We start from the raw sequence: 20,515 nt of genomic DNA, 5'->3' as shown, positions 1-20,515 counted from the left end.
CCTATTCTTCCCCCGCACGGGCGCACGGGGAAATCAGGCGCCTCCCGACTCGCCCGTTCCTCCCAGGAGCCCAACGGCCCGACGGCGGTCCGGCTTGCCGTTGGGCAGCAGCGGGACGGCATCGGCTCGGTGGATCCGCCGCGGCACGGCGGCCGCGCCGAGCTCCGAGCGGACCGCATCCGCGATGGCCTCGTCCTCCGCGTCCCCCACGACCAGGGCCGCGACGGCGGCGCCCCACTCGGCATCCGGCACACCGACGACGAGGGCGTCCCGGACACCCGGAACGGCCTCGACGACCCGCTGCACGGCGCCGGCGGAAACCTTGATTCCCCCGGTGATGACGACGTCGTCCGCGCGCCCGTGCACCCTCACCCCCGCGGCGTCGACATCGCCGAGGTCCTCCGTGCGGAACCAGCGCACGCCGTCGTCGTCCGTGCGAAAACGGGCCGCGGTCAGCTCCGGGTCGCCGAGATAGCCGCCGGCCACGACGTCGCCGCCGAGCCACAGCCGGCCGTCCTCCTCGCGCGCCCGGACGCCCGGCAGCGGCACGCCGTCGTACACGCACCCGCCGCAGGTTTCGCTCATGCCGTAGGTCAGCCGCACGCGCAGTCCCTGCCGCCGCGCCTCCTCGCGCAGGGCGTCGGGGGCGCGTCCGCCGCCGAGCAGGATGGCGTCGAAGCGGCGCAGCGCGGCGAGCGTCCCCGGCTCGGGATCGGCGAGGAGCCGCCGCAGCTGCGTGGGCACCAGGGAGGTGAGGCGGACGCGGTCGGTCATCTCGCCCGCCGCGTCGGCGAACGCGCGCGCGGTGAACGATTCGCCGGCCGCCATGGCCCACGGCCGCGTTCCGGCGTAGAGGCTCCGCGAGAGCACGGACAGGCCGGCCACGTAGTTCAGCGGGAGGGCGAGCAGCCACTGGCCCTCCACGCCCAGCTCCAGCGCGGTCGCCATGGAACTCGCCGCCAACGCGTCCACGGGCAGGACGGTGCGCTTGGGTGTCCCGGTCGAACCGGACGTCCGCACGACGGCGGCCGTCTCCTGGGGCGCGTCGGCCGCGGTCTCCACGCGGTAGCCGTCGGGGCCGGCGTCGGCCAGCAGCTCGACGCCGGGGCCGTCGCCGTTCAGCGAGGCCGAGAGCGCGGCCAGGGCGGGGTCGAGGTTCATGCCGGCCTAGAAGTAGTAGGGGTGGTTGGACCAGTCGGGATCGCGCTTCTGCAGGAACGCGTCGCGCCCCTCGACGGCCTCGTCGGTCATGTAGGCAAGCCGGGTGGCCTCGCCGGCGAAGACCTGCTGGCCGGCCAGGCCGTCGTCGGCCAGGTTGAAGGCGAACTTGAGCATGCGGATTGCCTGCGGGGACTGCCGGGCGATGTCCGCGGCGTATTCGAGGGCCACTTCCTCGAGGCGTTCGTGCTCCACCGCCTCGTTGACCGCCCCCATGCGGACCATGTCCTCGGCGGAGTGCTCGCGGGCGAGAAAGAAAATGGAGCGGGCGTTCTTCTGGCCCACCTGGCGGGCCAACAGGGCCGACCCGTAGCCGGCGTCGAACGATCCCACGGTGGCGTCGGTCTGCTTGAACCTTCCGTGTTCGCGCGAGGCGATGGTCAGGTCGGAGACCACATGCAGGGAGTGCCCGCCCCCGGCGGCCCACCCGTTGACGACGGCGATAACCACCTTGGGCATGGTGCGCATCAGCCGCTGAACCTCGAGGATGTGCAGGCGTCCGGCGCGGGCCGGGTCGATGGTCTCGGCCGTGTCGCCCTCGGCGTAGCGGTAGCCGTCGCGTCCGCGGATGCGCTGGTCGCCGCCGGAGCAGAAGCTGCGGCCGCCGTCCTTGGGCGAGGGACCGTTGCCCGTGAGCAGAACGGTCGCGACGTCGGGGGTCATGCGGGCGTGGTCCAGGGCCCGGTAGAGCTCGTCCACGGTGCCCGGGCGGAAGGCGTTGCGGATCTCCGGCCGGTCGAACGCGATGCGCACGGTGGGGAGGTCGCGGACGTGGCGCCCGTCGGCGTCGCGCTCCACCTGCCGGTGGTAGGTCATGTCTTCGAAGTCGAAGCCCTCGACGACCCGCCAACGGGTCGGATCGAAGATGTCGGATACCTGCTCGGGGAGGGTGTCTGCGCTCATCACCCTCCCGATGATAGCCGCGGCGGCCTAGCCGAAGCAGAACTCGTTGCCCTCCGGATCCCGCATGGTGTACCAGTGGAACGGTCCCTGGCTCTCCTCGTAGAGGAACGTCGCCCCGCGGGACTCCAGCGCCGCCCGCAGCTCGTCCCTGTCCCCGCCTTCCAGGTTCATGTCCCAGTGGACGCGGTTCTTGACGGTCTTCGGTTCGGGGACCTCCTGGAAGAGGATGCGCTGGCGCGGCTTCCGGCCAAGCTGCTCCGTGGGGCAGATCGCCGTGCCGAGACGCCACACGAGTTTCCCGTTGTATTCGCGGGTGTCGGCATCGGTTGCGTGCCCCTGCGCGATCATGTCGCGGACGAACGACTCCTCGGTCGGTTCGACGCTCCACCCCAGCGTCTCGGCCCACCAGTCGGCCTGGACGTGCGGATCGCGGCAATCGACGGTCATCTGGATGTTGAGTCCCATGGGAAAACGCTACGCCCGAAATGGATGAAGATACCCAAAAAGGAGAGCCGCGTGGAGAACCCTCAACGCGCACTCGCGCCCGAGGCCGCCCCTCGGCACCACCATGTCTCCACGCCGGAGGCGCGGGTCAGCTCCCCGCGCTGATCCACTCCTACGCCGGCGCCGGTGTGATCGCTTACTTCCTGATGCCGGCGTTGGGCGAGCTCATCATGTACCGGCAGAGCTCCGGCTCCTTCGTCAGCTACGCGGGCGAGCTCTTCGGCGCCAAGGCCTTCGCCGAGTTCGAGTTCTGGGCCTCGTAGGTCGCGGACGTGATCTTCGCCTACAACGCGATCGAACTTGTCGGCATCACGGCCGGCGAAATTGAACACCCGGCCCGCGAGGTGCCGCGCGCATCGTCGTCTTCTACGTCGGCTCCGTCACCCTGCTGGCCACGCTGCTGCTCTGGGACCAGTACAAGGCGGGCGAAAGCCCGTTCGCGACCGTCTTCGACCAGCTGGGCTGGGCCTGGATCGGCGATGTCATCAACTCCGTGGTCACCGCGGCGCCCGGCGACCGGCGAGGTCTTCCCGCTGGGCCCCTACACGGTCGTCTGCGTGCCGGTGATCGCCCTGGCCCTGTGGATCGGATGGCGCTGGGTGCGCGGCAACGCGCCGGCCAACGAGTTCTACTCCTAGAGGTCCCCGGGGTTCCGCAGCGCGAAGAGCGACGCCGTGGCGGTTGCGAGGATGCGGCCCTCGCCGTCGCGCACCTCGCCCGCGGAGACGGCGGTGGACCGGCCGTGGTGCTCCACGCGTCCGACGGCGGTGATGGTGCCGGATTGGGACGTCATCGGCCGCCGGAAGCGCACGTGCAGGTCGGTGGTCGTCCAGATGGTGCCGGCCGGGGTGAGCGTATCGACAGCGAGCCCGAGTGCCGTGTCCAACAGCGTCGAGAGGAAGCCGCCGTGGCCGGTGCCGATGGTGTTGAAATGCTGCGGCAGCGGCTCGGTCAGGAGGGTGACCTCGCCGGGGGAGGCGGCCGCCGTCCGGACGCCAAGGGCTTCGATCAGCGGTGATTCCGGCAGTTCACCGGCGACGACCGCCTTCAGGAAGTCCAGGCCGTGCATGGTCTCCACCTTGTTGCGGAGCTCCTTCGAGGCGGTTGACACGTCGATCGCGGTAGCGGGTTCCATACGGACGATCGTAGCGGCGGGTAGGCTCCCGGCATGGAATCGTACGAAACACGGCAGGACGTCGACGCCACTGCGGATACGGTGTGGGGAGTGCTGGTCGACGGCGCCCGTTACGACGAGTGGGTTCCGGGAGTGGTCGACGTCGAGGGCGACGTCGCCGACGGCCAGACCATCCGGCTGCTCACCGGTGATGACGCGCGTGACGTGACCGTGCGGATCTCCGCCGCGACCAACAGGCGGCTGCTGCGGTGGGAATCGGGGGCCCCGCTGGGGATGTACACCGACCTTCACGCGTTCGAACTGGCCGAGACGCAGTTTGGTTGCACGGTGGTCCTGACCCGGGAGCTGCTGGGCCCGCTCGAGGGTCTCCTGGGCCGCGCGACGGAGGATGCGCAGGGGGAAACCGAGGAGCTGGCGAAGGCACTGCGGGCCGCCGCGGAAGCGCGCGAGGGCGGATCGCCCGCGCCGATCCCGGAAGGCGGGCCGGAGCCCATCACGGGCGCACCGCCGACCACGCCCGCATAGGAGCCGACCACGCCCGCGTAGGAACCGCGGGCGTGGATGGCGACGAAGCCGATCACGCAGGCAGCCATCATGTAGACGGCCGGGAACAGCAGGAAACCGGTGTCGGCGATGACGGCCTCGTTGACCATCGCCGCCGTGCCCCCGAACAGGGCCGTGGCGATGTTGCAGGTGATGGCGAAGCCCGCGAAGCGCACGTGGCACGCGCCAGCCCCAGGCCATCATGGCGTCGATCGGGGGAGTATTCGGCCATGAAGGTGGCCGCCCCGCCGTACTCGCCGCCGGTGGAGAAGCCCTGCACCATGCGCAGCAGGACCAGCAGGACGGGGGCCCAGAGCCCGATCTGGTCGAAGGTGGACAGGATGCCGATGGCGAACGTCGCGACGGACATCAACACGATGGTGGCGGCGAGGATCGTCTTTCGGCCCAGCCGATCGCCGAGCGGTCCCCAGACGAGCCCGCCCAGGGGGCGCACCAGGAAGGAGATCGCAAAGGTGGCGAGCGCGAATCGGTCAGCTGACTAGGTTACGGGGGGTGCCGCGGGAGGGCCAATTTGTGCGGCGGTCCGCCGCGTGGGTTGACCGGCGGGCGGGACGGTGGGAATGTATTAGTGACCGATTGGTCGGTAAATGGTCGCGTCGACGACACAAGAGGAGTTTCAATGACCGAGGCATTCCTGGTGGGCGGAGCCCGCACACCCGTCGGACGCTATGGCGGGTCCCTGAGTTCGGTACGCCCCGACGACCTCGCCGCGCTGGCCATCCGGGCCGCCGTCGAGCGGGCCGGCATCGACCCGGCGCTGGTCGACGAGGTCGTCTTCGGCAACGCCAACGGCGCCGGCGAGGAGAACCGCAACGTCGCACGCATGGGGTGGCTGCTCGCCGGATTCCCGGACAGCGTCCCCGGCATCACCGTCAACCGCCTGTGTGCCTCCGGGATGAGCGCGATCACGATGGCCAGCCACATGATCAAGGCGGGGGCGGCGGACATCGTCGTCGCCGGCGGCGTCGAATCCATGTCCCGCGCCCCGTGGGTCATGGAGAAGCCGGACAAGGCCTTCGCCAAGCCCGGCGCCACGTACGACACGTCCATCGGCTGGCGTTTCCCCAATCCCGCCTTCCTGTCCGGCGAGTACTCCCGCGACGGCAAGGCCACGTTCTCCATGCCGGAGACCGCCGAAGAGGTTGCCCGGGTCTTCAACACCTCCCGGGAAGACTGCGACGCCTTCGCCGTCCGGTCCCACGAGCGCGCGATCGCCGCCATCGAAGCCGGCCGTTTCGCGGAGGAGATCGTGCCCGTCACGGTCAAGGGGCGCAAGGGCGCCGAGACCGTCGTCGACACCGACGAGGGCCCGCGGGCGGGCACCACGCTGGAGGTCCTGTCCGGTCTGCGCCCGGTCGTCAAGGGCGGTTCCGTGGTCACCGCCGGCAACGCCTCCACGCTGAACGACGGCGCGTCCGCGATCATCGTGGCCTCCGAGGCCGCCGTGGAGAAGTACGGACTGCGGGCCCGCGCCCGGATCCTCGACGGCGCCTCAGCCGGCGTCGCCCCCGAGATCATGGGCATCGGCCCCGTGCCCTCCTCGCGGAAGGTGCTGGAACGGACGGGCCGCGGCGTGGGCGAGCTCGCCGCCGTCGAACTCAACGAGGCTTTCGCCTCGCAGTCGCTCGCCTCGATGCGCGAGCTCGGGCTGGACCCGGACATCGTCAACAACGACGGCGGGGCGATCGCCCTCGGGCACCCGCTCGGCTCCTCGGGGTCCCGGATCGTCATCACCCTGCTCGGCCGCCTCGGGCGCGAGGCCCCGGGCGCCGGGCAACTGGGTCTGGCGACGATGTGCGTCGGCGTCGGGCAGGGCTCGGCGCTGCTCGTGGAGTCGGTCTAGATGGCGGACGACGACGGCGGCGCCCGGCCGGAGCCTGGGCCGTTCACCACGCTGCTGGTGGAAGAACGCGAAGACCGGATGCTGGTGCGGCTGCACCGCCCCGAGGTCCGCAACGCGATCGACCAGGCGATGGTCGACGAGCTCCACGCGGTGTGCGCGCATCTCGAGCGGATTCCCAAGATCCTGATCCTCGCCGGCGCGCCCTCCGACGCGGACGCGGGGACGAAGGGGATCTTCGCGTCCGGCGCGGACATCGCCCAACTACGCGAGCGCCGCCGCGACGACGCGCTCGCCGGCATCAACTCCGGGATCTTCGAGCGGATCGCGAAGCTGCCGATGCCGGTGGTTGCGGCCCTGGACGGGTACGCGCTCGGCGGCGGCGCCGAGCTGGCCTTCGCGGCCGACTTCCGGATCGGGACCCCGGAACTGCGGATGGGAAACCCGGAGACCAACCTCGGCATCATGGCCGCAGCCGGGGCGACCTGGCGGCTCAAGGAGCTCGTCGGGGAACCGCTGGCCAAGGAGATACTGCTGGCGGGCAAGGTCCTCAAGGGCGAGGACTGCCTGCGCGTCGGTCTCGTCACCGAGCTCGTCCCGGGCGACGCCCTGATGGACGCCGCGCACGCGCTCGCGGACCGGATCGCCGCCCAGGACCCGCTGGCCGTCAGGGTCTCCAAGGCGGTGTTCCACGCCCCCCGCGGGGCGCATCCCGTCATCGACACCCTGGCCCAGGGCATGCTCTTCGAGTCCCAGGCGAAGTTCGACCGCATGCAGGCGTTCCTGGACCGCAAAACCACCGACCGGAAGAAGAGCCAACCATGACCGACCACCGACGTTCCGCCGATCTCCCCGCCCGCGTCGGGGTCCTCGGAGGCGGGCGCATGGGCGCCGGCATCGCCCACGCCTTCCTGCTCAACGGATCGCACGTCCTCGTCGTCGAACGCGACGAGGCGGCGGCCGAGGCGGCGCGAGAGCGGGTCGAGTCCGCGGCCGCGAAGTCGATCGAGCGCGGTGCGACCGACGCGAACCTGGACGAGATGGTCTCGCGCCTCGAGGTCGGCGTGGACTACGCGGGCTTCGCCGACCGCCGGCTCGTCGTCGAAGCCGTGCCGGAGGACTGGGACCTGAAGGTCGCCGCGCTGCGCGGTGTCGAGGAACGCCTCGACGCCGACGCGTTTTTGGCCTCCAACACCTCGTCCCTCTCCGTGGACGGCCTGGCGGCGGAGCTGGCGCGTCCTGCCAATTTCCTGGGGCTGCACTTCTTCAACCCCGTCCCCGCGTCCACGCTGATCGAGGTGGTCCTCGGCAAGGCGACATCCGGTGTGCTCGCCGACGCGGCCCGCGGCTGGGTGGCCGCCCTGGGCAAGACCGCCGTCGTCGTCAACGACGCCCCAGGCTTCGCGTCCTCGCGCCTGGGCGTGGCGATCGCCCTGGAGGCCATGCGGATGGTCGAGGAGGGCGTCGCGTCCGCCGAGGACATCGACAACGCCATGGTCCTGGGCTACAAGCACCCCACCGGCCCGCTGCGGACCACGGACATCGTGGGCCTCGACGTGCGCCTGGGGATCGCCGAGTACCTGCACTCCACGCTCGGGGACCGTTTCGCGCCGCCACGGATCCTCCGGGACAAGGTCGCGCGCGGGGAGATCGGCCGGAAGGCCGGCAAGGGCTTCTTCGACTGGAGCTGAGCCTGCGTGGCACAGTAGCCCCATGGAACGGGTGGACTGGGACGGCGCGGTCAACGCGCGGCACGTGCTGGGCGACCTGTACCGGATGGGCCGGAGCGAATGGCTCACCGAGCGCGGGTGGCGACAGGCGTACGACGACGGGATCCGCACCGTCATCGACCTGCGCAACGCCGGCGAGCGGACGCGCCGCCCCACCGACCCGGCCGTGCCGGACACGGCGCGCGCCGGGATCACGGTCGTCCACGCGCCCACGGAGGAGCCGGGCCACGCGGAGTTCACGGCGCTCGCCGCGCCCTATCTGAACCATCCGCGGCACTACCCGGCCAACCTGCGCTTCTTTCCGGACAGGATCGCCGGCGTCGTCCGCGCGCTCGCCGCCGCGGAGGGCAATGTGGTCATCCACTGCTCGGCCGGCCGGGACCGCACGGGACTGGTCGTGACACTCCTGCTGCTGCTGGCGGGCCGCCGCGACCTCGTCGAGCCGCAGTACGACGCCGGTGCGCGCGGCATCAACGACTGGCACCGCGTCAGCCCGGTCAGGCATCCCCACGAGCGTCATGTCGCCGAGGCGGAGTTCGAGCCGTTGCAGCGCGAGCGCGTCAGGGCGCTCGCCGACTTCGCCGACGGGCTCGCGGTGGAGGAGTTCCTCCTCGGGCAGGGCTGCACGACGGCGGAACTCGCCGCCGTGCGCCGCCGCCTCGGTGTCCGCCCCGCCTAACGGCCCAGCTTGCCGATGTTGACCTTGCTGCGCACCGCCGGAAGGTAGCCCTCGAGGTATCCCTCGCTCGTCGGGTGCAGGCTGTCCGGGTCTCCGGGGCCTTCGAAGGCGATCCACGGGTCCGCCGAGCCCAGCCCGTGTTCGGCGAAGCGGTGCGCCACCGGGACGAACTCGACGTCGTCGAGGCCCGAGACGCCGGCGCGGATCGCGGCGTTGAGGTTGTCCACGCCGCCGTTCACGATGGCCGCCGTCTGGGCATCCACGAGTCCCGGGACCCCGGACGGTGCGAAGAGCCGCGGATAGCCGAGAACCAGGACCTTGGCGCCGCCGCCGGTAGCGCCGGCCACGATCTCCACGGACTGTCTCACGTTGGAGCTCACCACCGGAAGCTGTGCCTCGGCCGCTCCGACCGCGGCGAAGCAGGTCGGGGTCGCGGCGGGGGTGCATGCCGCCAGCAAATCGCCGAGACGGAGGTCGTTGCCCCCGATGGTCAGCGTCACCAATTCGGCCTGCGACAGCGCGGCGGCAACCCCCGGGTCCTGGGCGACAGCCGCGAGCCCCGCGGTCGTCAGCCCGCCGCACGCGGCGTTGGCGAGCAGGTTCACGCGCGGCATGGCGTCCAGTCGGGACACGTGGTCCGGGCCAGGTCCCTTCAGGCACGGCGTGGCGGCGGGTTGGACGCCGGTTCCCCAAGCGGCTGAGTAGGAGTCCCCGAGGTTCACGTAGTCGACCGACGGCGCGCGGGAGGCGCCCGCGGGTGCCGCCCCGCAGACCACCAGGGCTAGGGCCGCGGCCGCGGCGGCTACGGACGGGAGGGCTTGGCGAAATGGTGACGGGCGCATGGCTTGCCTTTCGTCGGGCGCCCGTGCGGTAGCCGCGGCGGCGCCGTGTGCTGGCCGGATGCCCGGCCAGGCGGTGGAAGTGGCGCGCTTCGCCGTGCCTCCGGGGGCGGCGTGACATCCGTCCCAATCGGCCCCCAACACGGCCGTTCCCAGCGCGGATCCCGTTCCCCACGGGGTCCCGTGCGCCCATGCTACGGCCGCCGGGCCGCAGGGGGAAGTGCGCGGTGTGCCCGGCCGATGCGGCATCCCGATGTCCGGCGAGGCTTCCGCGGATCGGAAGCGACTTGCCAGAACACGTGCCGGGGGAGTTGGCTGGAGCCTATGGCAAAAATCCTCATCCTCGGCGGAACCCAATGGCTCGGCCGAACCGTTGCGACGTTGGCACTGAACGACGGACACGAGGTTACCTGCCTGGCGCGCGGCATCTCGGGCGATTTCCCCTCCGGCGTCGAGGCCGTCGTCGCCGACCGCAACGAGGCGGACGCCTACGCGCAGCTGGCCGGACGGAGCTGGGACCTGGTCGTCGAACTCACCAGGCTCCCGTCCCACGCCCGGGCCGCCGTGGAGGCGCTTTCCCCGAAAGCCGAGCACTGGGCGTTCGTCTCGTCCTGCTCGGTCTACGCCAGCCACGCCAAACCGGGCGTCACCGAGTCCGCACGATTGCTGCCCGCGCTGGAGTCCGGGGAACCCTACACGGACGAGAAGTACGGCGAGGCGAAGGTGGGCTGCGAATGGCTGACCGTCGCCAGCCGCGGAAACGCCGCCCTGCTGGTGCGGGCCGGACTCATCGGGGGGCCGGGCGACCCGTCCGGGCGAACCACGTATTGGCCCCTGCGCTTCGCGTCCGGACGCAATCCCGTCCTCGTGCCGGACGACACCGGGGACCAGCGGTACGTGCAGATCATCGACGTGCGCGACCTGGCGGCCTTCATCCTCGAGGCGGGTCTGGCGGGCCGGGGCGGACCGGTGAACGCGGTCGGCGCCGAAATGCCGTTGGGCGATGTCCTGGCCAGCGCGGAAAGCGCGGCGGGCTTCCACGGCGAGACCCGGGCCTACCCCCTCGCTTCCATGGAGGACGACGGCGTTGCCCCCTGGGCCGGTCCGCGCTCGCTTCCGCTGGTGCTGCCGGGCGGCAACGACTACGCGGGCTTCGCCCGCCGCGCCGACAAGCGCGCGCTGCGTTGGGGCCTGGTCCGGCGCCCCCTCGCCGCCACGTTCGCCGACGTCGTGGGCGGGGAACCACGGTTGGACGACGTGGTTCCCCGCTCCGGGCTGACGGCGGAGCAAGAGGCCGAACTCATCGCCCGCCTCGGCTGAGCACCGGCGGCGGCCGAACTACGGCCGCGGCGGGCCTTTCGGGTCAGGAGCGGCGGCGCCCGGCCAGCGGGTTCTCCAGCGTCCCCGCGTAGATCAGTCCCGCCGCGGCGTCCGCGATGTCCAGCAGGGCCTGGTTGTTGCGCAACTGGAGGCGGTTCAGGCAGGAGAGCCGGAACCGTTCGTCGAAGAGCCCGAGCGCGTCGAACTCGGCCTCCAATTCCGGATGCCGCGCGCGGTAGGCCTCCAGCCGCTCCGCGGCGGCTCCCCAGAACCCGTCGGCGTCGACGATCCCCTCGCGCTCCAGGAGCGGGGCCAGGAAACGCAGGAAGCAGTCGAAGACGTCCGTGAAGATCGAGAGCGCCCGTTCCTCGTCGGCCACGTGGGCGCGGATCCGCGAGACGTTCTCCGGCAGCGGCGTCCGGTCCCCGAGCACGGCGACCTCCTCCGCCAGGTCCTTGAGGAGCATCCGGTCCGGGACGCCGTCCCGCAGCACCATGATGACGTTCTCCCCGTGCGGCATGAACACGAGGTCGTGCGCCACGAGGCAGTGGACCAGCGGCACGAGGTACGCGTCGAAATAGCGCTGAAGCCATTGCGGACCCGTCAACCCGGAACGCCGCACCAGCGCCGCCGCGTAGGAGCGGCCCTCGGCGTCGACGTGGAGCAGCGACGCCATGGTCGCGAGGGATTCGCCGTCGTCGATCCGGTCCGCGGGGGATTCGCGCCAGAGCGCGGCCAGCATCTTCCGGTACGCGGACGCGGGATCCGTGGCGGCGTGGAACAACGGGTTGAAGTACCCGACGGCGGCGACCTCCCGAAGCAGCTCGACCCGCCGTTCCCGCAGTTCGGGATCCCCGGCAACCAGGGCGTCGAGCCACTCGTTGATGGCCGGCGTCGCCTCCATGTACTTGGCCGAGAGTCCGCGCAGGAACCCCATGTTCAGGACCGACAGCGCGGTCTTCACGTAGCGGCGCCCGGGGGCGCTGCGGTTGAAGAACGTGCGGATGGACTGTTGGGGCTGGTACAGGTCCGCCCCGGATCCCAGGTGGACGAGGTGCCCGTAGGCAAGGTCCCCCGCGAACGTCACCGCGAGCCGGTTCTCCCATTGCCACGGGTGCACCGGCAGGAACAGGTAGTCCGCGGGGTCCAGCCCCGTTCCGGCGCAGGCCGCGGCGAGCCGGTCCCGGAAGTCCCGGACAGCGTCGTCCCCGAGTTCCTCCTCCAGGAGCCGGGCGTTGTCCAGCCCGACGACGGAGGAATAGGCGGCGAGCGAGGCGTGCGCGGCGACCCACTCCAGACGCAGGGCCGAACCGGTTTCCGGAGCGAAGTCGAGGTAGTCTCCGGCGCCGAGCCCCAACCGCCCGTTGTTGGCCACGAAGCACGGGTGCCCCTCGGTCATGGCGGCCTCGATCCGCTGAAAATCAGCCAACGCATCTCCCGTTCCGGCGGCGAGTTCCGCCGCCGTGGCCGTGGAGTGCAACTGCTTGTAGCAGTGCCCGGCCAGGGTGCTGCCCACTTCCTCGAGGTAGACGGGTAGCTGGTCGTCGGACAGGCCAAGGACCCCCCGGAAGTCGAGGATGAACTCCTGGACATCGGGGGTTGCGGCGGCGCCGCCGCGTTCGCAACGGATCGAGGCCGGATCGATGGCCCAGTGCCGCAGAGGATGGACCGTGGCGGCGAAGCGGTAGGCGGCGGGGCCAGCCTCGATCAGCCAGCCGCCGTCGGGCTGTTCGTCCGGCGACAGGAGGCGTTCGTGGCTGAACTCGGCGATGGCCTTGGCCAGCACGTGCCGGTTCGCCGCGGCCCAGCGTTCGGGGGAGAGGTGCGCCGCCACGGTGGACGGGCGGCCGGTGGCCTCGGAGAAGGAGCGGCGGTCGCAGAAGGACAGCTGCGCGGACTTCGCGGGCGTCCCGGGGCCGGCGGGAAGCTCGAGACGCCCCTGCGGCCGGAACCCGAGCCGGGCGTTCAGGGCCTGCACCGCGGAGTTGCGGACATCCGGCTCGACGACGACGCGCAGCACACCCGGGTCGGCGAACACGTGTGCCAGCGAGGCCTCCATGGCGGCCACCCCGAAGCCGGGTTTGCCGCCGTCGGCGCCGGGGTCCGGCAACAGCAGGTGGATGCCCGCGTCGCCGTCGCGCCAGGCATACAGGCCGGCGAGCGAGGAGTGCTGCGGCGCGTGGGTCTCCAGCAGGAAGGCCGGCCGGCCGCCGCGCAGGGCGATCAGCGCGTGGTGGTGCGGGTCGGCGTCCATGCGGCGGTGCTCGTCGCGGACGTCGTCCAGCGAGGCGTCGGGCATCCCCCAGAAGCGCGCGTGTTCCGTCGCGATCCAGGAGTGCAGCAGAGATGCGTCGGCGTCGGCGTCCACGGGTCGGAACGTGAACTCCGTGGCGGCAACGGCGTCCCGGGCGGGGCGGGTTTCGGTCTGGACGGTCATCGGGTGGCCTCCTGGAGGTCGGGTGTTGTGTGGTGTGGGCGGGCGGGCCCGTCCGTGGCGATCGACGGCGACCCGAACTCCTGGAAGGCGATCCGGCGTTCCACCCGGAAGTGTTCGCGCCCGGCCAGCCGGTTCAGGATGACCGCGTTGCGGTAGGCGCCCATCCCCAGATCCGGGGCGGTGAAGCCGTGGGTGTGCAGTTCCGCGTTCTGGACCATGATGTCGCCGTGCACTCCGGCGCCGTAGGCGCGGTCGATGTCCAGGCGGCCGTCCGGCAGGCGGCGGAGGCGCTCGCCGATTCCGTCGAGGAACTCCGGGTCGCGGTGGCGGTAGCCGGTGGCGAGGACCACGGCGTCGGCGTCGAGGTGGTGCGCGCCGCCGTCGTCCGTGTTGCGCAGCCCCAGCCGCAGGGCGGGCGCGCACGCCGTCCCGGGACCGACGGGCTCCAGGGACTCGAGAGTGGTGGAGGCCATGATGCGCACCGGGGCCGCGCCGGAGACGCTGCGCTCGTACAGGAGGTCGTGGATGCGGTTGATCAGGTCCGCGTTGATGCCCTTGTAGAGGCCCTTCTGGCTGGCCGCCAACCGGTCGCGGGTGGGCTGCGGCAGCCCGTGGAAGTGGTCGATGTAGTCCGGGGACGTCATCTCGAGCGTCAGCTTCGTGTATTCGAGCGGGAAGAAACGGTCCGAGCGCGTCGCCCACGACAGTGTCTGCCCCTCGCCGAGGTTCTCCAGCAGGTCCACGAAAACCTCGGCGGCGCTCTGACCGCTGCCGACGACGGCGAGGCGGGACGCGGCACGAAGCCTCGTCCGGTGGCCGCGGAAGTCGGAGGAGTGGATGGCCGCACCGGAGTCGAGCGCGGCCGCCGGAACCGCGTCGGGAAGGTGCGGCGTGGTGCCCGTGCCGAGGACCAGGTTGCGGCAGCGGATGGTGTCCCATCCGTCGACGGTGCGGACACCCAGGCGGTACACGCCGGCGTCGTACGCGCAGGTCTCCACGCTGTGCCCGAAGCGCACGCCCGGAAGTTCCGCCGCCGCCCAGCGCAGGTAGGCGTCGTATTCCGCGCGCAGCGCGTAGAAGTCTTCGCGGATGTAGAACGGATAGAGCCGGCCGACGCGCTTGAGGTAGTTCAGGAAGGACAGGCGGTGTGTGGGGTCCGCGAGGGTCACCAGGTCCGCCATGAACGGGACCTGGAGGCGAGTCCCCTCCAGCATCATGCCGGGGTGCCAGGAGAACGATTCGCTGGCATCGAGCACCAGCACGTCGAGGTCGGGGACGTTCTCGGCCAGCGCGGCGAATCCCAGGTTGAAGGGGCCCGCGCCGATTCCGACGGCGTCGTAGACGCGGTCGGCGGCGCTCATGCCCGGTCTCCGGCCGTGGCGCCGGGAGCGGGCTGCTTCACTGCGGGCGCATCGGCCGCGGCTACCGTCGTTCGGCTGTTCCCGCACGCGACGACGGCCGCGAGGATAGCCTCCACGTCGGCGAGGGTGGTGCGCGGGTTCAACAGAGTCAGTTTGAGGTGCCGGCGCCCGGCAAGGGTGGTCGCGGCGACCATCGCCTCGCCGGAGGCGTGCAGATCGCGGCGAATGCCGTCGTTCAGCTCGTCGAGGGCGCGGGCATCGGCGTCGTTCGCCGGATCGTTGGTGCCGCCGCCCGCGGTCTCCCCACCGGCGGCGCACGGGGGCGCGAAGCGGAAGACGACCGTGCTCAGCTGGACAGGCGCCGCGAGTTCCAGCGAGGGGCTGGCCGCGACCAGCGTTGCCGCCTCGGCGGCGAGGTCGACCACCTCGTCGAACAGGGCGCCGATGCCCTCCGCGCCGATCGTCCGCAGCGTGACCCAGAGCTTGAGCGCGTCGAAACGCCGCGTGGTTTGCAGCGACTTGTCCACCTGATTGGGGACGGCGCCGGCCTGGGCGGCGGGGTTGAGGTAGTCCGCGTGGTGGGTGATGTGTGCGAAGGCGTCGCCGTTGCGCACCAGCAGGGCGCTGGAGCCGATCGGCTGGAAGAAGGACTTGTGGAAGTCGACCGTGACGGAGTCAGCCAGTTCGATTCCGTCCAACAGGTGGCGGCGTCGCCGGGAGACGAGGAGCCCGCAGCCGTAGGCCGCGTCCACATGGAACCAGGCCCCGTGTTCGGCGGCGAGGGCGGCGGCGGCGCCCAGGGGATCGATGGCTCCGAAGTCCGTCGTCCCGGCGGTCGCGACGATCGCCATGGCCCGGGTGCCCGCCGATCGTCCGGCGTCCAGCGCCGCCGCCAAGGAGCCGGCGTCCATGCGGTGCGCGTCGTCGACGGGCACGGAGACCACCGCGTCTTCGCCCAGGCCGAGCATGGAGGCCGCCCGGACGACGCTGAAGTGGCTTTCCTCCGACGCGTAAATGCGCAGGACGCCGAGCCGGGAGGGGAGCGGGCCGGTGCCGTCCGCCACCGCGTGGTTCCGTGCCAGCAGGAGCGCCTGCAGGTTGGACTGCGTGCCGCCGCCGGTGAAGATTCCGTCCGATTCGCCGCCGAAGCCGATGAGGCCAGAGGCCCAATCCACCAGGCGCCGCTCGATGAGCGTGGCGCCGGCGCTCTGGTCCCACGTGTCCATGGACGAGTTGATGCTGGTCACCAGCGCCTCCGCCGCGACCGCCGGGATGGCCACCGGGCAGTTCAGGTGGGCCGCGTAGCGCGGGTGGTGGAAATAGACGGCGTCGCGCAGGTAAAGCTCCGCGGTCTCGGTGAGGGCGTCGCCCGTGGAGCCGAGCGGATCCGCGAGGTCGACGGCGGCCACCAGTCTCTGCAGCTCAGGCGCCGTCCGGCCGGTGCTCGGGGCGGCGGCATCGGCGATGGCCCGGGCCGCCAGCAGCGTTGCCGCCTGCGCCTCGGCGACGTACGTGCCGGTGGTCTCGCCGGAGAGCAGGGCTTCGCTGGCGGTGAGGGTTTCCGTGGAGAGGAAACGGGCCGCGTCGCGACGCGTGGCCGTCGGGCCGCCGGTGTGGCCGCCCGAGGTGCGGTGGGCCGCGGTGGTGGAAGTCTTCATCGTGCTCCTCGTAGTAGGTTGATGAGGCTGGCCTAACAAGGAGTAATTAAAGGCACATAATCGGCACGTAATACAAACCGAGTCATGGGATCGACTCGAGTAGTCGCGGTGCACCAGGTCCCCGGCGTCGTGCGCCCGACCCAAATATGTCTAGGGATGACGCGGAGCGGTCAGGGCGTGGGCTGTCCGCCGCACCCTCCCAACTGTTACTGTGGTGATGATTACCGACCGATCGTTCAGGAAGGACTTGTCGACGATGACGACGCAGACGGCGGAGCTTGTTCCCAGCTATGTTCAGGACGGTTGGTGGACGCCTGCCTCGGCCGACGGCGCCACGGCGGTCCTCGATGCGAACACGGGCGAGGAACTCGCCCGCGTGAGCACCGAAGGACTCGACCTGGCCGCCGTCGTCGAGCATGGGCGGACCGTGGGCCAGGCGGAGCTCGGGAAACTGACGCTCCACGAGCGTGCGTTGCGACTGCGCGATCTCGCGAAGTACCTCAACGAGCGGCGCGAGGAGCTCTACCGGATCTCCTACCGCACCGGCGCGACGAAGATCGACTCGATGGTGGACATCGACGGCGGCATCGGCGTGCTGTTCACGTTCTCCTCCAAGGGCCGCCGCGAACTGCCGAACGCCAACGTCATCCCCGACGGCCCGGTGGAGGTGCTTTCCAAGGACGGCTCGTTCATGGGGGAGCACATCTACACGCGGATCCCCGGCGTCGCCGCCCAGATCAACGCCTTCAACTTCGCCGTGTGGGGCATGCTGGAGAAGTTCGCGCCGGCCTTCGTGGCAGGGGTCCCGACGATCGTCAAGCCGGGCACGCCCACCGGATACCTCACCGAGGCCGTGGTCCGGATGATGGTCGAATCCGGGTTCCTGCCCGCCGGGTCGCTCCAGCTGATCTCCGGCTCCGCGCGCACGCTGTTGGATGTCCTGGACTACCGGGACATGGTCTCCTTCACGGGATCCGCCGGCACCGCCAACATGCTCAAGTCCCATCGCAACGTCGTCGAGGGCGGCGTCCGCTTCACCTCGGAGACCGACTCGCTGAACGCGGCGATCCTGGGGCCGGACGCCGTCGCCGGAACACCGGAGTTCGACGCCTTCGTCAAGGCGGTCACCACGGAGATCACCTCCAAGGCCGGCCAGAAGTGCACGGCCATCCGCCGCACCATCGTCCCCCAGGACCTCGTGGCCGCCGTCGTTGCCGCCGTCGGCAAGCGGATCACCGAGCGCGTGGTGGTCGGCGACCCGCGGGCCGAGGGCGTCACCATGGGCGCACTCGCGTCGCTGGAGCAGCTGCGCGACGTGCGCGGCGCCGTTGAGGAGATGCTCGCGGCCGGGGGCGAACTGGCCTACGGCACGCTGGACGCTCCCGTGGTCCGGACGGAAGCCGGGGGAGACGCCGTCGTCGATGCCGGCGCCTTCATGTCTCCGCTGCTGCTGACCTGGGACGATGTCGAGAACGAGTCCGTCCACAGCCGGGAGGCCTTCGGGCCGGTGACGTCCGTCATCGGCTACACGGACCTGGCCGACGCCGTCCGGCTCGCCGCCAAGGGTGCGGGATCGCTGGTGGCGACGGTGTGCAGCAACGATCCGGACACCGTCCGCAACCTGACCACCGGCATCTCCGGGCACCACGGCCGCGTCCACATCCTCAACCGCGAGACGGCCCGCAGCTCCACCGGGCACGGGTCCCCGGTGCCGCACCTCGTCCATGGCGGACCAGGGCGCGCCGGCGGCGGCGAGGAGCTCGGCGGCATCCGCTCCGTCAAGCACCACATGCAGCGCACCGCCATCCAGGGATCGCCGAACATGCTCACCGCGGTGACCGGGACATGGCACACCGGCGCCGCCCGAAACATCGCGGGAGCGACCGAGTTCGGCGGGGTCGAGGGCGCAACGCACCCGTTCCGGAAGTCGCTCGCCGAACTCCGCATCGGGGACGCCTTCGCCTCCGGTCTGCGGCAGGTGGCGCAGGAGGACATCACCGCGTTCGCCAACACCACGGGCGACACGTTCTACGCGCACGTCGACCCCGCCGCGGCCGAGGCCAACCCGTTCTTCCCCGGCACGGTGGCCCACGGGTACCTGCTGGTGTCCTGGGGCGCCGGACTGTTCGTGGAGCCCGCGCCGGGACCGGTGCTGGCCAACTACGGGCTGGAAAACCTGCGTTTCCTGACCCCGGTTCCCGCCGGAGACTCCGTGCGCATCACGCTGACCGCCAAGAAGATCACCCCGCGCGTCACCGACGAGTACGGAGAGGTCTGCTGGGATGCCGTGATCCATAACCAGAACGGCGAGATCGTGGCCACCTACGACGTGCTGACCCTGGTGGAGAAGGAAGACACCATCTACCGCGACTGGGCTTCCAGGGGCTAGCCGGCGCCACATTGGCCGCGGCCCGATGAGCCGGCGCCACATTGGCCGCCGACCCAGACGCCCCCGTCCGGTGCGCGGCCTCTGAGCCCAGTTGGCACGGAAAAGGGCCCGGAACCCGCCTCAATCAGGCGGGTTCCGGGCCCTTTCCGTGTCGCGCGGGGTGCCCGCGTGTCGGATGTGGCGCCGGCTGACCGGTGGCAGCGGGCGCAGGGAGGCTAGTAGGCCCTGACCCGCTGCTCCACGATCAGGTGGATGAGCGCGAACGTGCCGTTCTCGTCAATGGCCCGCAGCGCATCCGCCAGGGCTCCCGCGATGTCGCCGTCGCGCTCGACCCGCACGCCGAATCCACCGAACGCCTGCGCCATGAGGGCGAAGTCCGGGTTCTTCAGCTGCGTGCCGGAGATGCGCTCCGGGTAGTGCCGCTCCTGGTGGGTGCGGATGGTGCCGTACTCCTGGTTGTCCATGACGATGACCAGCGGGGTCGCGCCGTACTGGGCGGCGGTCGCCAGCTCCTGGCCGTTCATCAGGAACTCGCCGTCGCCGGCGATGGTCACCACCCGGCGGCCGGGGTAGGCCAGCGACGCGGCGATGGCCGAGGGGACCGAGTAGCCCATGGATCCGTTTCGCGCGCTGATCATGGAGGCGTAGCGTTCGGTCGGGAAGTAGCGGTGCGCCCAGTTGGTGTGTTCGCCGGCGCCGAGGGTGACCATGGAGTCCTCCGGCAGGCTTGCCACCAGGGCGGCCATCATGGTGTCCATCTTCGCCGGGCGGTCGGGCTCGCCGGCCGGCTGCGGCGCGGAGAAAGAGACCTGTTCCTTGCGCATGCGCTCGGTGAAGGACTTCCATTCCGGACGGGTCGGCAGATCCATCTTCACCAGGTCGCGGACGAACACGTCGGGCTTGGCGACGATCTGGTGTGAGACGGCGCCGGAGCGGCCGCGCAGCGACGGGTCGATGGTGACCAGGAAGTTCTTCTTGCTCCAGTCCTGGCGGACCAGGAAGCCGTCGGTGATCACGTCGCCGGGGACGGTGCCCACGAAGACCAGCAAGTCGGTCTCCTCCAGCAGGTCGTAGGTCGGCTTGGGGCGGCCGTAACCGATCGGCCCCACGTAGGACGGGGAGCTGAACGGGATCGTTCCCTCGCAGCGCCATTCGACGGCCGCGGCGATGTCGTGTTCCTCGAGCCAGCCTGTCAGGGCCGTCGCGCCCTCCTGGGTCCAGTCGTTTCCGCCGAGGACGAAGAGCGGCTTCTCGGACTCCTTGAGCGCGGACTGCAGCGACTTCCAGTCCGTGACGGTCATGCCGCCGGAGGCGACGGGAATGCGCGGGTGCAGGGTCGCGTCGATCTCCTCGCGGATGATGTCCTCGGGCAGGCCCACGACGACGGGGCCCGGGCGGCCGCTCATGGCCGCAAACATGGCCTCGGCGACGATCTCGGACGCGCGCTCGGCGTGGTCGAGCACCATCACGCGCTTGGCGCCGGTGTCGAACCAGGCCTTTATGTCGAACTCCTGGAAGGCCTCGCGCTCGCGGTGCGCGAACGGGATCAGGCCGACGAACAGGACCATCGGGGTGGAGTCCTGCCACGCGGTGTGCAGGCCCACGTGGGCGTTCGCGGCGCCGGGCCCGCGGGTCACCATGGCGATGCCGGGGCGCTGGAACATCTTGCCGTCGGCCTCGGCCATGTATGCCGCGCCGCCCTCGTGGCGGCAGATGACGGTGTCGATCTCCGCCGCGTGGAGTCCGTCCAACACGTCCAGGTAGCTCTCGCCCGGCACCACGTAGGTGCGCTCGACGCCGTGCGCCGCCAGGGTGTCGACGATGACGTGGCCGGCGGACTTCATTGTCGCTGCCGATGCGGGGGCTGCCGTTGTAGTAGCCGTTTGCGTCACTGGGTGACCCTCTTTCGCCTTTGAAATCAAATGTCACTGTCCACGC

17 protein-coding genes and 2 pseudogenes are annotated in these 20,515 nt (G+C 70.9%); 9 read left to right on the top strand and 10 right to left on the bottom strand.

Annotated elements, in window-relative coordinates; translation table 11 throughout:
* Window positions 1-33: 33 nt before the first annotated feature.
* From ACHAAJ_RS06610 to ACHAAJ_RS06600, 3 genes are read right to left on the bottom strand one after another with little or no spacing between them, the layout of a single operon-like run.
* Window positions 34-1,161 carry an AMP-binding protein gene (locus tag ACHAAJ_RS06610; protein WP_435727204.1) on the bottom strand — a complete coding sequence of 376 codons (1,128 nt, stop codon included), beginning with the start codon at window positions 1,159-1,161 and terminating at the stop codon, window positions 34-36.
* A gap of 6 nt (window positions 1,162-1,167) precedes the next feature.
* Window positions 1,168-2,121: a 1,4-dihydroxy-2-naphthoyl-CoA synthase gene (locus ACHAAJ_RS06605; protein WP_435727203.1), complete on the bottom strand. Its 954-nt coding sequence runs from the start codon at window positions 2,119-2,121 to the stop codon at window positions 1,168-1,170.
* 27 nt (window positions 2,122-2,148) lie between these two features.
* Complete coding sequence (locus tag ACHAAJ_RS06600; RefSeq protein ID WP_435727202.1) at window positions 2,149-2,586, bottom strand: VOC family protein; 438 nt, start codon at window positions 2,584-2,586, stop codon at window positions 2,149-2,151.
* A gap of 107 nt (window positions 2,587-2,693) precedes the next feature.
* Between ACHAAJ_RS06600 and ACHAAJ_RS06595 the strand changes: the two are divergent.
* Together ACHAAJ_RS06595 and ACHAAJ_RS06590 are read left to right on the top strand one after the other, a co-directional pair.
* Window positions 2,694-3,133: pseudogene (locus ACHAAJ_RS06595) on the top strand (amino acid permease); the annotation flags it as partial.
* Complete coding sequence (locus ACHAAJ_RS06590; protein WP_435727201.1) at window positions 3,105-3,263, top strand: hypothetical protein; 159 nt, start codon at window positions 3,105-3,107, stop codon at window positions 3,261-3,263. The pseudogene ACHAAJ_RS06595 and the gene ACHAAJ_RS06590, both read left to right, overlap by 29 nt.
* Here ACHAAJ_RS06590 and ACHAAJ_RS06585 read toward each other — a convergent pair.
* Window positions 3,260-3,760, bottom strand: a complete 501-nt coding sequence (locus ACHAAJ_RS06585; protein ID WP_435727200.1) for a PaaI family thioesterase — start codon at window positions 3,758-3,760, stop codon at window positions 3,260-3,262. The two genes, ACHAAJ_RS06590 and ACHAAJ_RS06585, sit on opposite strands and share 4 nt — an antisense overlap.
* A gap of 33 nt (window positions 3,761-3,793) precedes the next feature.
* Between ACHAAJ_RS06585 and ACHAAJ_RS06580 the strand changes: the two genes are divergently transcribed.
* Window positions 3,794-4,285, top strand: coding sequence for an SRPBCC family protein (locus tag ACHAAJ_RS06580; RefSeq protein ID WP_435727199.1), 492 nt, complete (start codon window positions 3,794-3,796; stop codon window positions 4,283-4,285).
* A 208-nt stretch (window positions 4,286-4,493) separates the two neighbouring features.
* On the opposite strand, the pseudogene ACHAAJ_RS06575 reads toward ACHAAJ_RS06580, so the two are convergent.
* Window positions 4,494-4,787 (bottom strand): annotated as a pseudogene (locus tag ACHAAJ_RS06575) (MFS transporter); the annotation flags it as partial.
* Window positions 4,788-4,943: 156 nt separating this feature from the next.
* Here ACHAAJ_RS06575 and ACHAAJ_RS06570 point away from each other — a divergent pair.
* The 4 genes from ACHAAJ_RS06570 to ACHAAJ_RS06555 are packed head-to-tail and all read left to right on the top strand — an operon-like array spanning window position 4,944 to window position 8,573.
* Window positions 4,944-6,167 (top strand): acetyl-CoA C-acyltransferase, encoded by a 1,224-nt coding sequence (locus ACHAAJ_RS06570; RefSeq protein ID WP_435727198.1) that lies wholly within the window; start codon window positions 4,944-4,946, stop codon window positions 6,165-6,167.
* On the top strand, window positions 6,168-6,989 hold the full coding sequence (locus ACHAAJ_RS06565; RefSeq protein WP_435727197.1) for an enoyl-CoA hydratase/isomerase family protein: 822 nt from the start codon (window positions 6,168-6,170) through the stop codon (window positions 6,987-6,989).
* Window positions 6,986-7,855, top strand: a complete 870-nt coding sequence (locus ACHAAJ_RS06560; RefSeq protein WP_435727196.1) for a 3-hydroxyacyl-CoA dehydrogenase family protein — start codon at window positions 6,986-6,988, stop codon at window positions 7,853-7,855. Before ACHAAJ_RS06565 ends, ACHAAJ_RS06560 begins: the two co-directional genes overlap by 4 nt.
* A gap of 22 nt (window positions 7,856-7,877) precedes the next feature.
* Entirely contained in the window at window positions 7,878-8,573 is a 696-nt protein-coding gene (locus ACHAAJ_RS06555; RefSeq protein ID WP_435727195.1) for a tyrosine-protein phosphatase, read from the top strand.
* Here the strand turns inward: ACHAAJ_RS06555 and ACHAAJ_RS06550 are convergent.
* Window positions 8,570-9,415, bottom strand: coding sequence for a GDSL-type esterase/lipase family protein (locus ACHAAJ_RS06550; protein WP_435727194.1), 846 nt, complete (start codon window positions 9,413-9,415; stop codon window positions 8,570-8,572). The two genes, ACHAAJ_RS06555 and ACHAAJ_RS06550, sit on opposite strands and share 4 nt — an antisense overlap.
* A 321-nt stretch (window positions 9,416-9,736) precedes the next feature.
* On the opposite strand from ACHAAJ_RS06550, the gene ACHAAJ_RS06545 reads away from it, so the two are divergent.
* Window positions 9,737-10,732 carry an NAD-dependent epimerase/dehydratase family protein gene (locus ACHAAJ_RS06545; protein ID WP_435727193.1) on the top strand — a complete coding sequence of 332 codons (996 nt, stop codon included), beginning with the start codon at window positions 9,737-9,739 and terminating at the stop codon, window positions 10,730-10,732.
* Window positions 10,733-10,775: 43 nt separating this feature from the next.
* On the opposite strand, the gene ACHAAJ_RS06540 is transcribed toward ACHAAJ_RS06545, so the two are convergent.
* Genes ACHAAJ_RS06540 through ACHAAJ_RS06530 form a run of 3 tightly spaced genes read right to left on the bottom strand, consistent with a single transcriptional unit; the run spans window position 10,776 to window position 16,188 of the window.
* Window positions 10,776-13,169, bottom strand: a complete 2,394-nt coding sequence (locus ACHAAJ_RS06540; protein ID WP_435727192.1) for a GNAT family N-acetyltransferase — start codon at window positions 13,167-13,169, stop codon at window positions 10,776-10,778.
* Window positions 13,166-14,530, bottom strand: a complete 1,365-nt coding sequence (locus tag ACHAAJ_RS06535) for a lysine N(6)-hydroxylase/L-ornithine N(5)-oxygenase family protein (protein WP_435727191.1) — start codon at window positions 14,528-14,530, stop codon at window positions 13,166-13,168. The genes ACHAAJ_RS06540 and ACHAAJ_RS06535 overlap by 4 nt, the downstream gene beginning before the upstream one ends.
* A complete protein-coding gene (locus tag ACHAAJ_RS06530; protein WP_435727190.1) occupies window positions 14,527-16,188 on the bottom strand; it encodes a pyridoxal phosphate-dependent decarboxylase family protein in 1,662 nt (553 codons plus the stop codon). Before ACHAAJ_RS06530 ends, ACHAAJ_RS06535 begins: the two co-directional genes overlap by 4 nt.
* 256 nt (window positions 16,189-16,444) lie before the next feature.
* Here ACHAAJ_RS06530 and paaZ point away from each other — a divergent pair, with 256 nt between their 5' ends.
* Window positions 16,445-18,577, top strand: a complete 2,133-nt coding sequence (paaZ, locus tag ACHAAJ_RS06525; protein ID WP_435727189.1) for a phenylacetic acid degradation bifunctional protein PaaZ — start codon at window positions 16,445-16,447, stop codon at window positions 18,575-18,577.
* Window positions 18,578-18,792: 215 nt separating this feature from the next.
* Here the strand turns inward: paaZ and ACHAAJ_RS06520 are convergent, their stop codons facing one another.
* Window positions 18,793-20,421, bottom strand: coding sequence for a thiamine pyrophosphate-dependent enzyme (locus tag ACHAAJ_RS06520; protein WP_435727188.1), 1,629 nt, complete (start codon window positions 20,419-20,421; stop codon window positions 18,793-18,795).
* Window positions 20,422-20,515: the final 94 nt, after the last annotated feature.

The organism is Arthrobacter arnarulunnguaqae (assembly GCF_051262515.1).
Taxonomy (GTDB): domain Bacteria; phylum Actinomycetota; class Actinomycetes; order Actinomycetales; family Micrococcaceae; genus Arthrobacter_N.
The sequence above is the reverse complement of the archived record's forward strand: the minus strand, read 5'-3'. Positions and strand labels throughout refer to the sequence as shown.

Coding starts and splice junctions, on each gene's coding strand:
- ACHAAJ_RS06610 (WP_435727204.1), bottom strand. CDS start 1,161: ATGAACCTCGACCCCGCCCTGGCCGCGCTCTCGGCCTCGCTGAACGGC.
- ACHAAJ_RS06605 (WP_435727203.1), bottom strand. CDS start 2,121: ATGAGCGCAGACACCCTCCCCGAGCAGGTATCCGACATCTTCGATCCG.
- ACHAAJ_RS06600 (WP_435727202.1), bottom strand. CDS start 2,586: ATGGGACTCAACATCCAGATGACCGTCGATTGCCGCGATCCGCACGTC.
- ACHAAJ_RS06590 (WP_435727201.1), top strand. CDS start 3,105: ATGTCATCAACTCCGTGGTCACCGCGGCGCCCGGCGACCGGCGAGGTC.
- ACHAAJ_RS06585 (WP_435727200.1), bottom strand. CDS start 3,760: ATGGAACCCGCTACCGCGATCGACGTGTCAACCGCCTCGAAGGAGCTC.
- ACHAAJ_RS06580 (WP_435727199.1), top strand. CDS start 3,794: ATGGAATCGTACGAAACACGGCAGGACGTCGACGCCACTGCGGATACG.
- ACHAAJ_RS06570 (WP_435727198.1), top strand. CDS start 4,944: ATGACCGAGGCATTCCTGGTGGGCGGAGCCCGCACACCCGTCGGACGC.
- ACHAAJ_RS06565 (WP_435727197.1), top strand. CDS start 6,168: ATGGCGGACGACGACGGCGGCGCCCGGCCGGAGCCTGGGCCGTTCACC.
- ACHAAJ_RS06560 (WP_435727196.1), top strand. CDS start 6,986: ATGACCGACCACCGACGTTCCGCCGATCTCCCCGCCCGCGTCGGGGTC.
- ACHAAJ_RS06555 (WP_435727195.1), top strand. CDS start 7,878: ATGGAACGGGTGGACTGGGACGGCGCGGTCAACGCGCGGCACGTGCTG.
- ACHAAJ_RS06550 (WP_435727194.1), bottom strand. CDS start 9,415: ATGCGCCCGTCACCATTTCGCCAAGCCCTCCCGTCCGTAGCCGCCGCG.
- ACHAAJ_RS06545 (WP_435727193.1), top strand. CDS start 9,737: ATGGCAAAAATCCTCATCCTCGGCGGAACCCAATGGCTCGGCCGAACC.
- ACHAAJ_RS06540 (WP_435727192.1), bottom strand. CDS start 13,169: ATGACCGTCCAGACCGAAACCCGCCCCGCCCGGGACGCCGTTGCCGCC.
- ACHAAJ_RS06535 (WP_435727191.1), bottom strand. CDS start 14,530: ATGAGCGCCGCCGACCGCGTCTACGACGCCGTCGGAATCGGCGCGGGC.
- ACHAAJ_RS06530 (WP_435727190.1), bottom strand. CDS start 16,188: ATGAAGACTTCCACCACCGCGGCCCACCGCACCTCGGGCGGCCACACC.
- paaZ (WP_435727189.1), top strand. CDS start 16,445: ATGACGACGCAGACGGCGGAGCTTGTTCCCAGCTATGTTCAGGACGGT.
- ACHAAJ_RS06520 (WP_435727188.1), bottom strand. CDS start 20,421: ATGAAGTCCGCCGGCCACGTCATCGTCGACACCCTGGCGGCGCACGGC.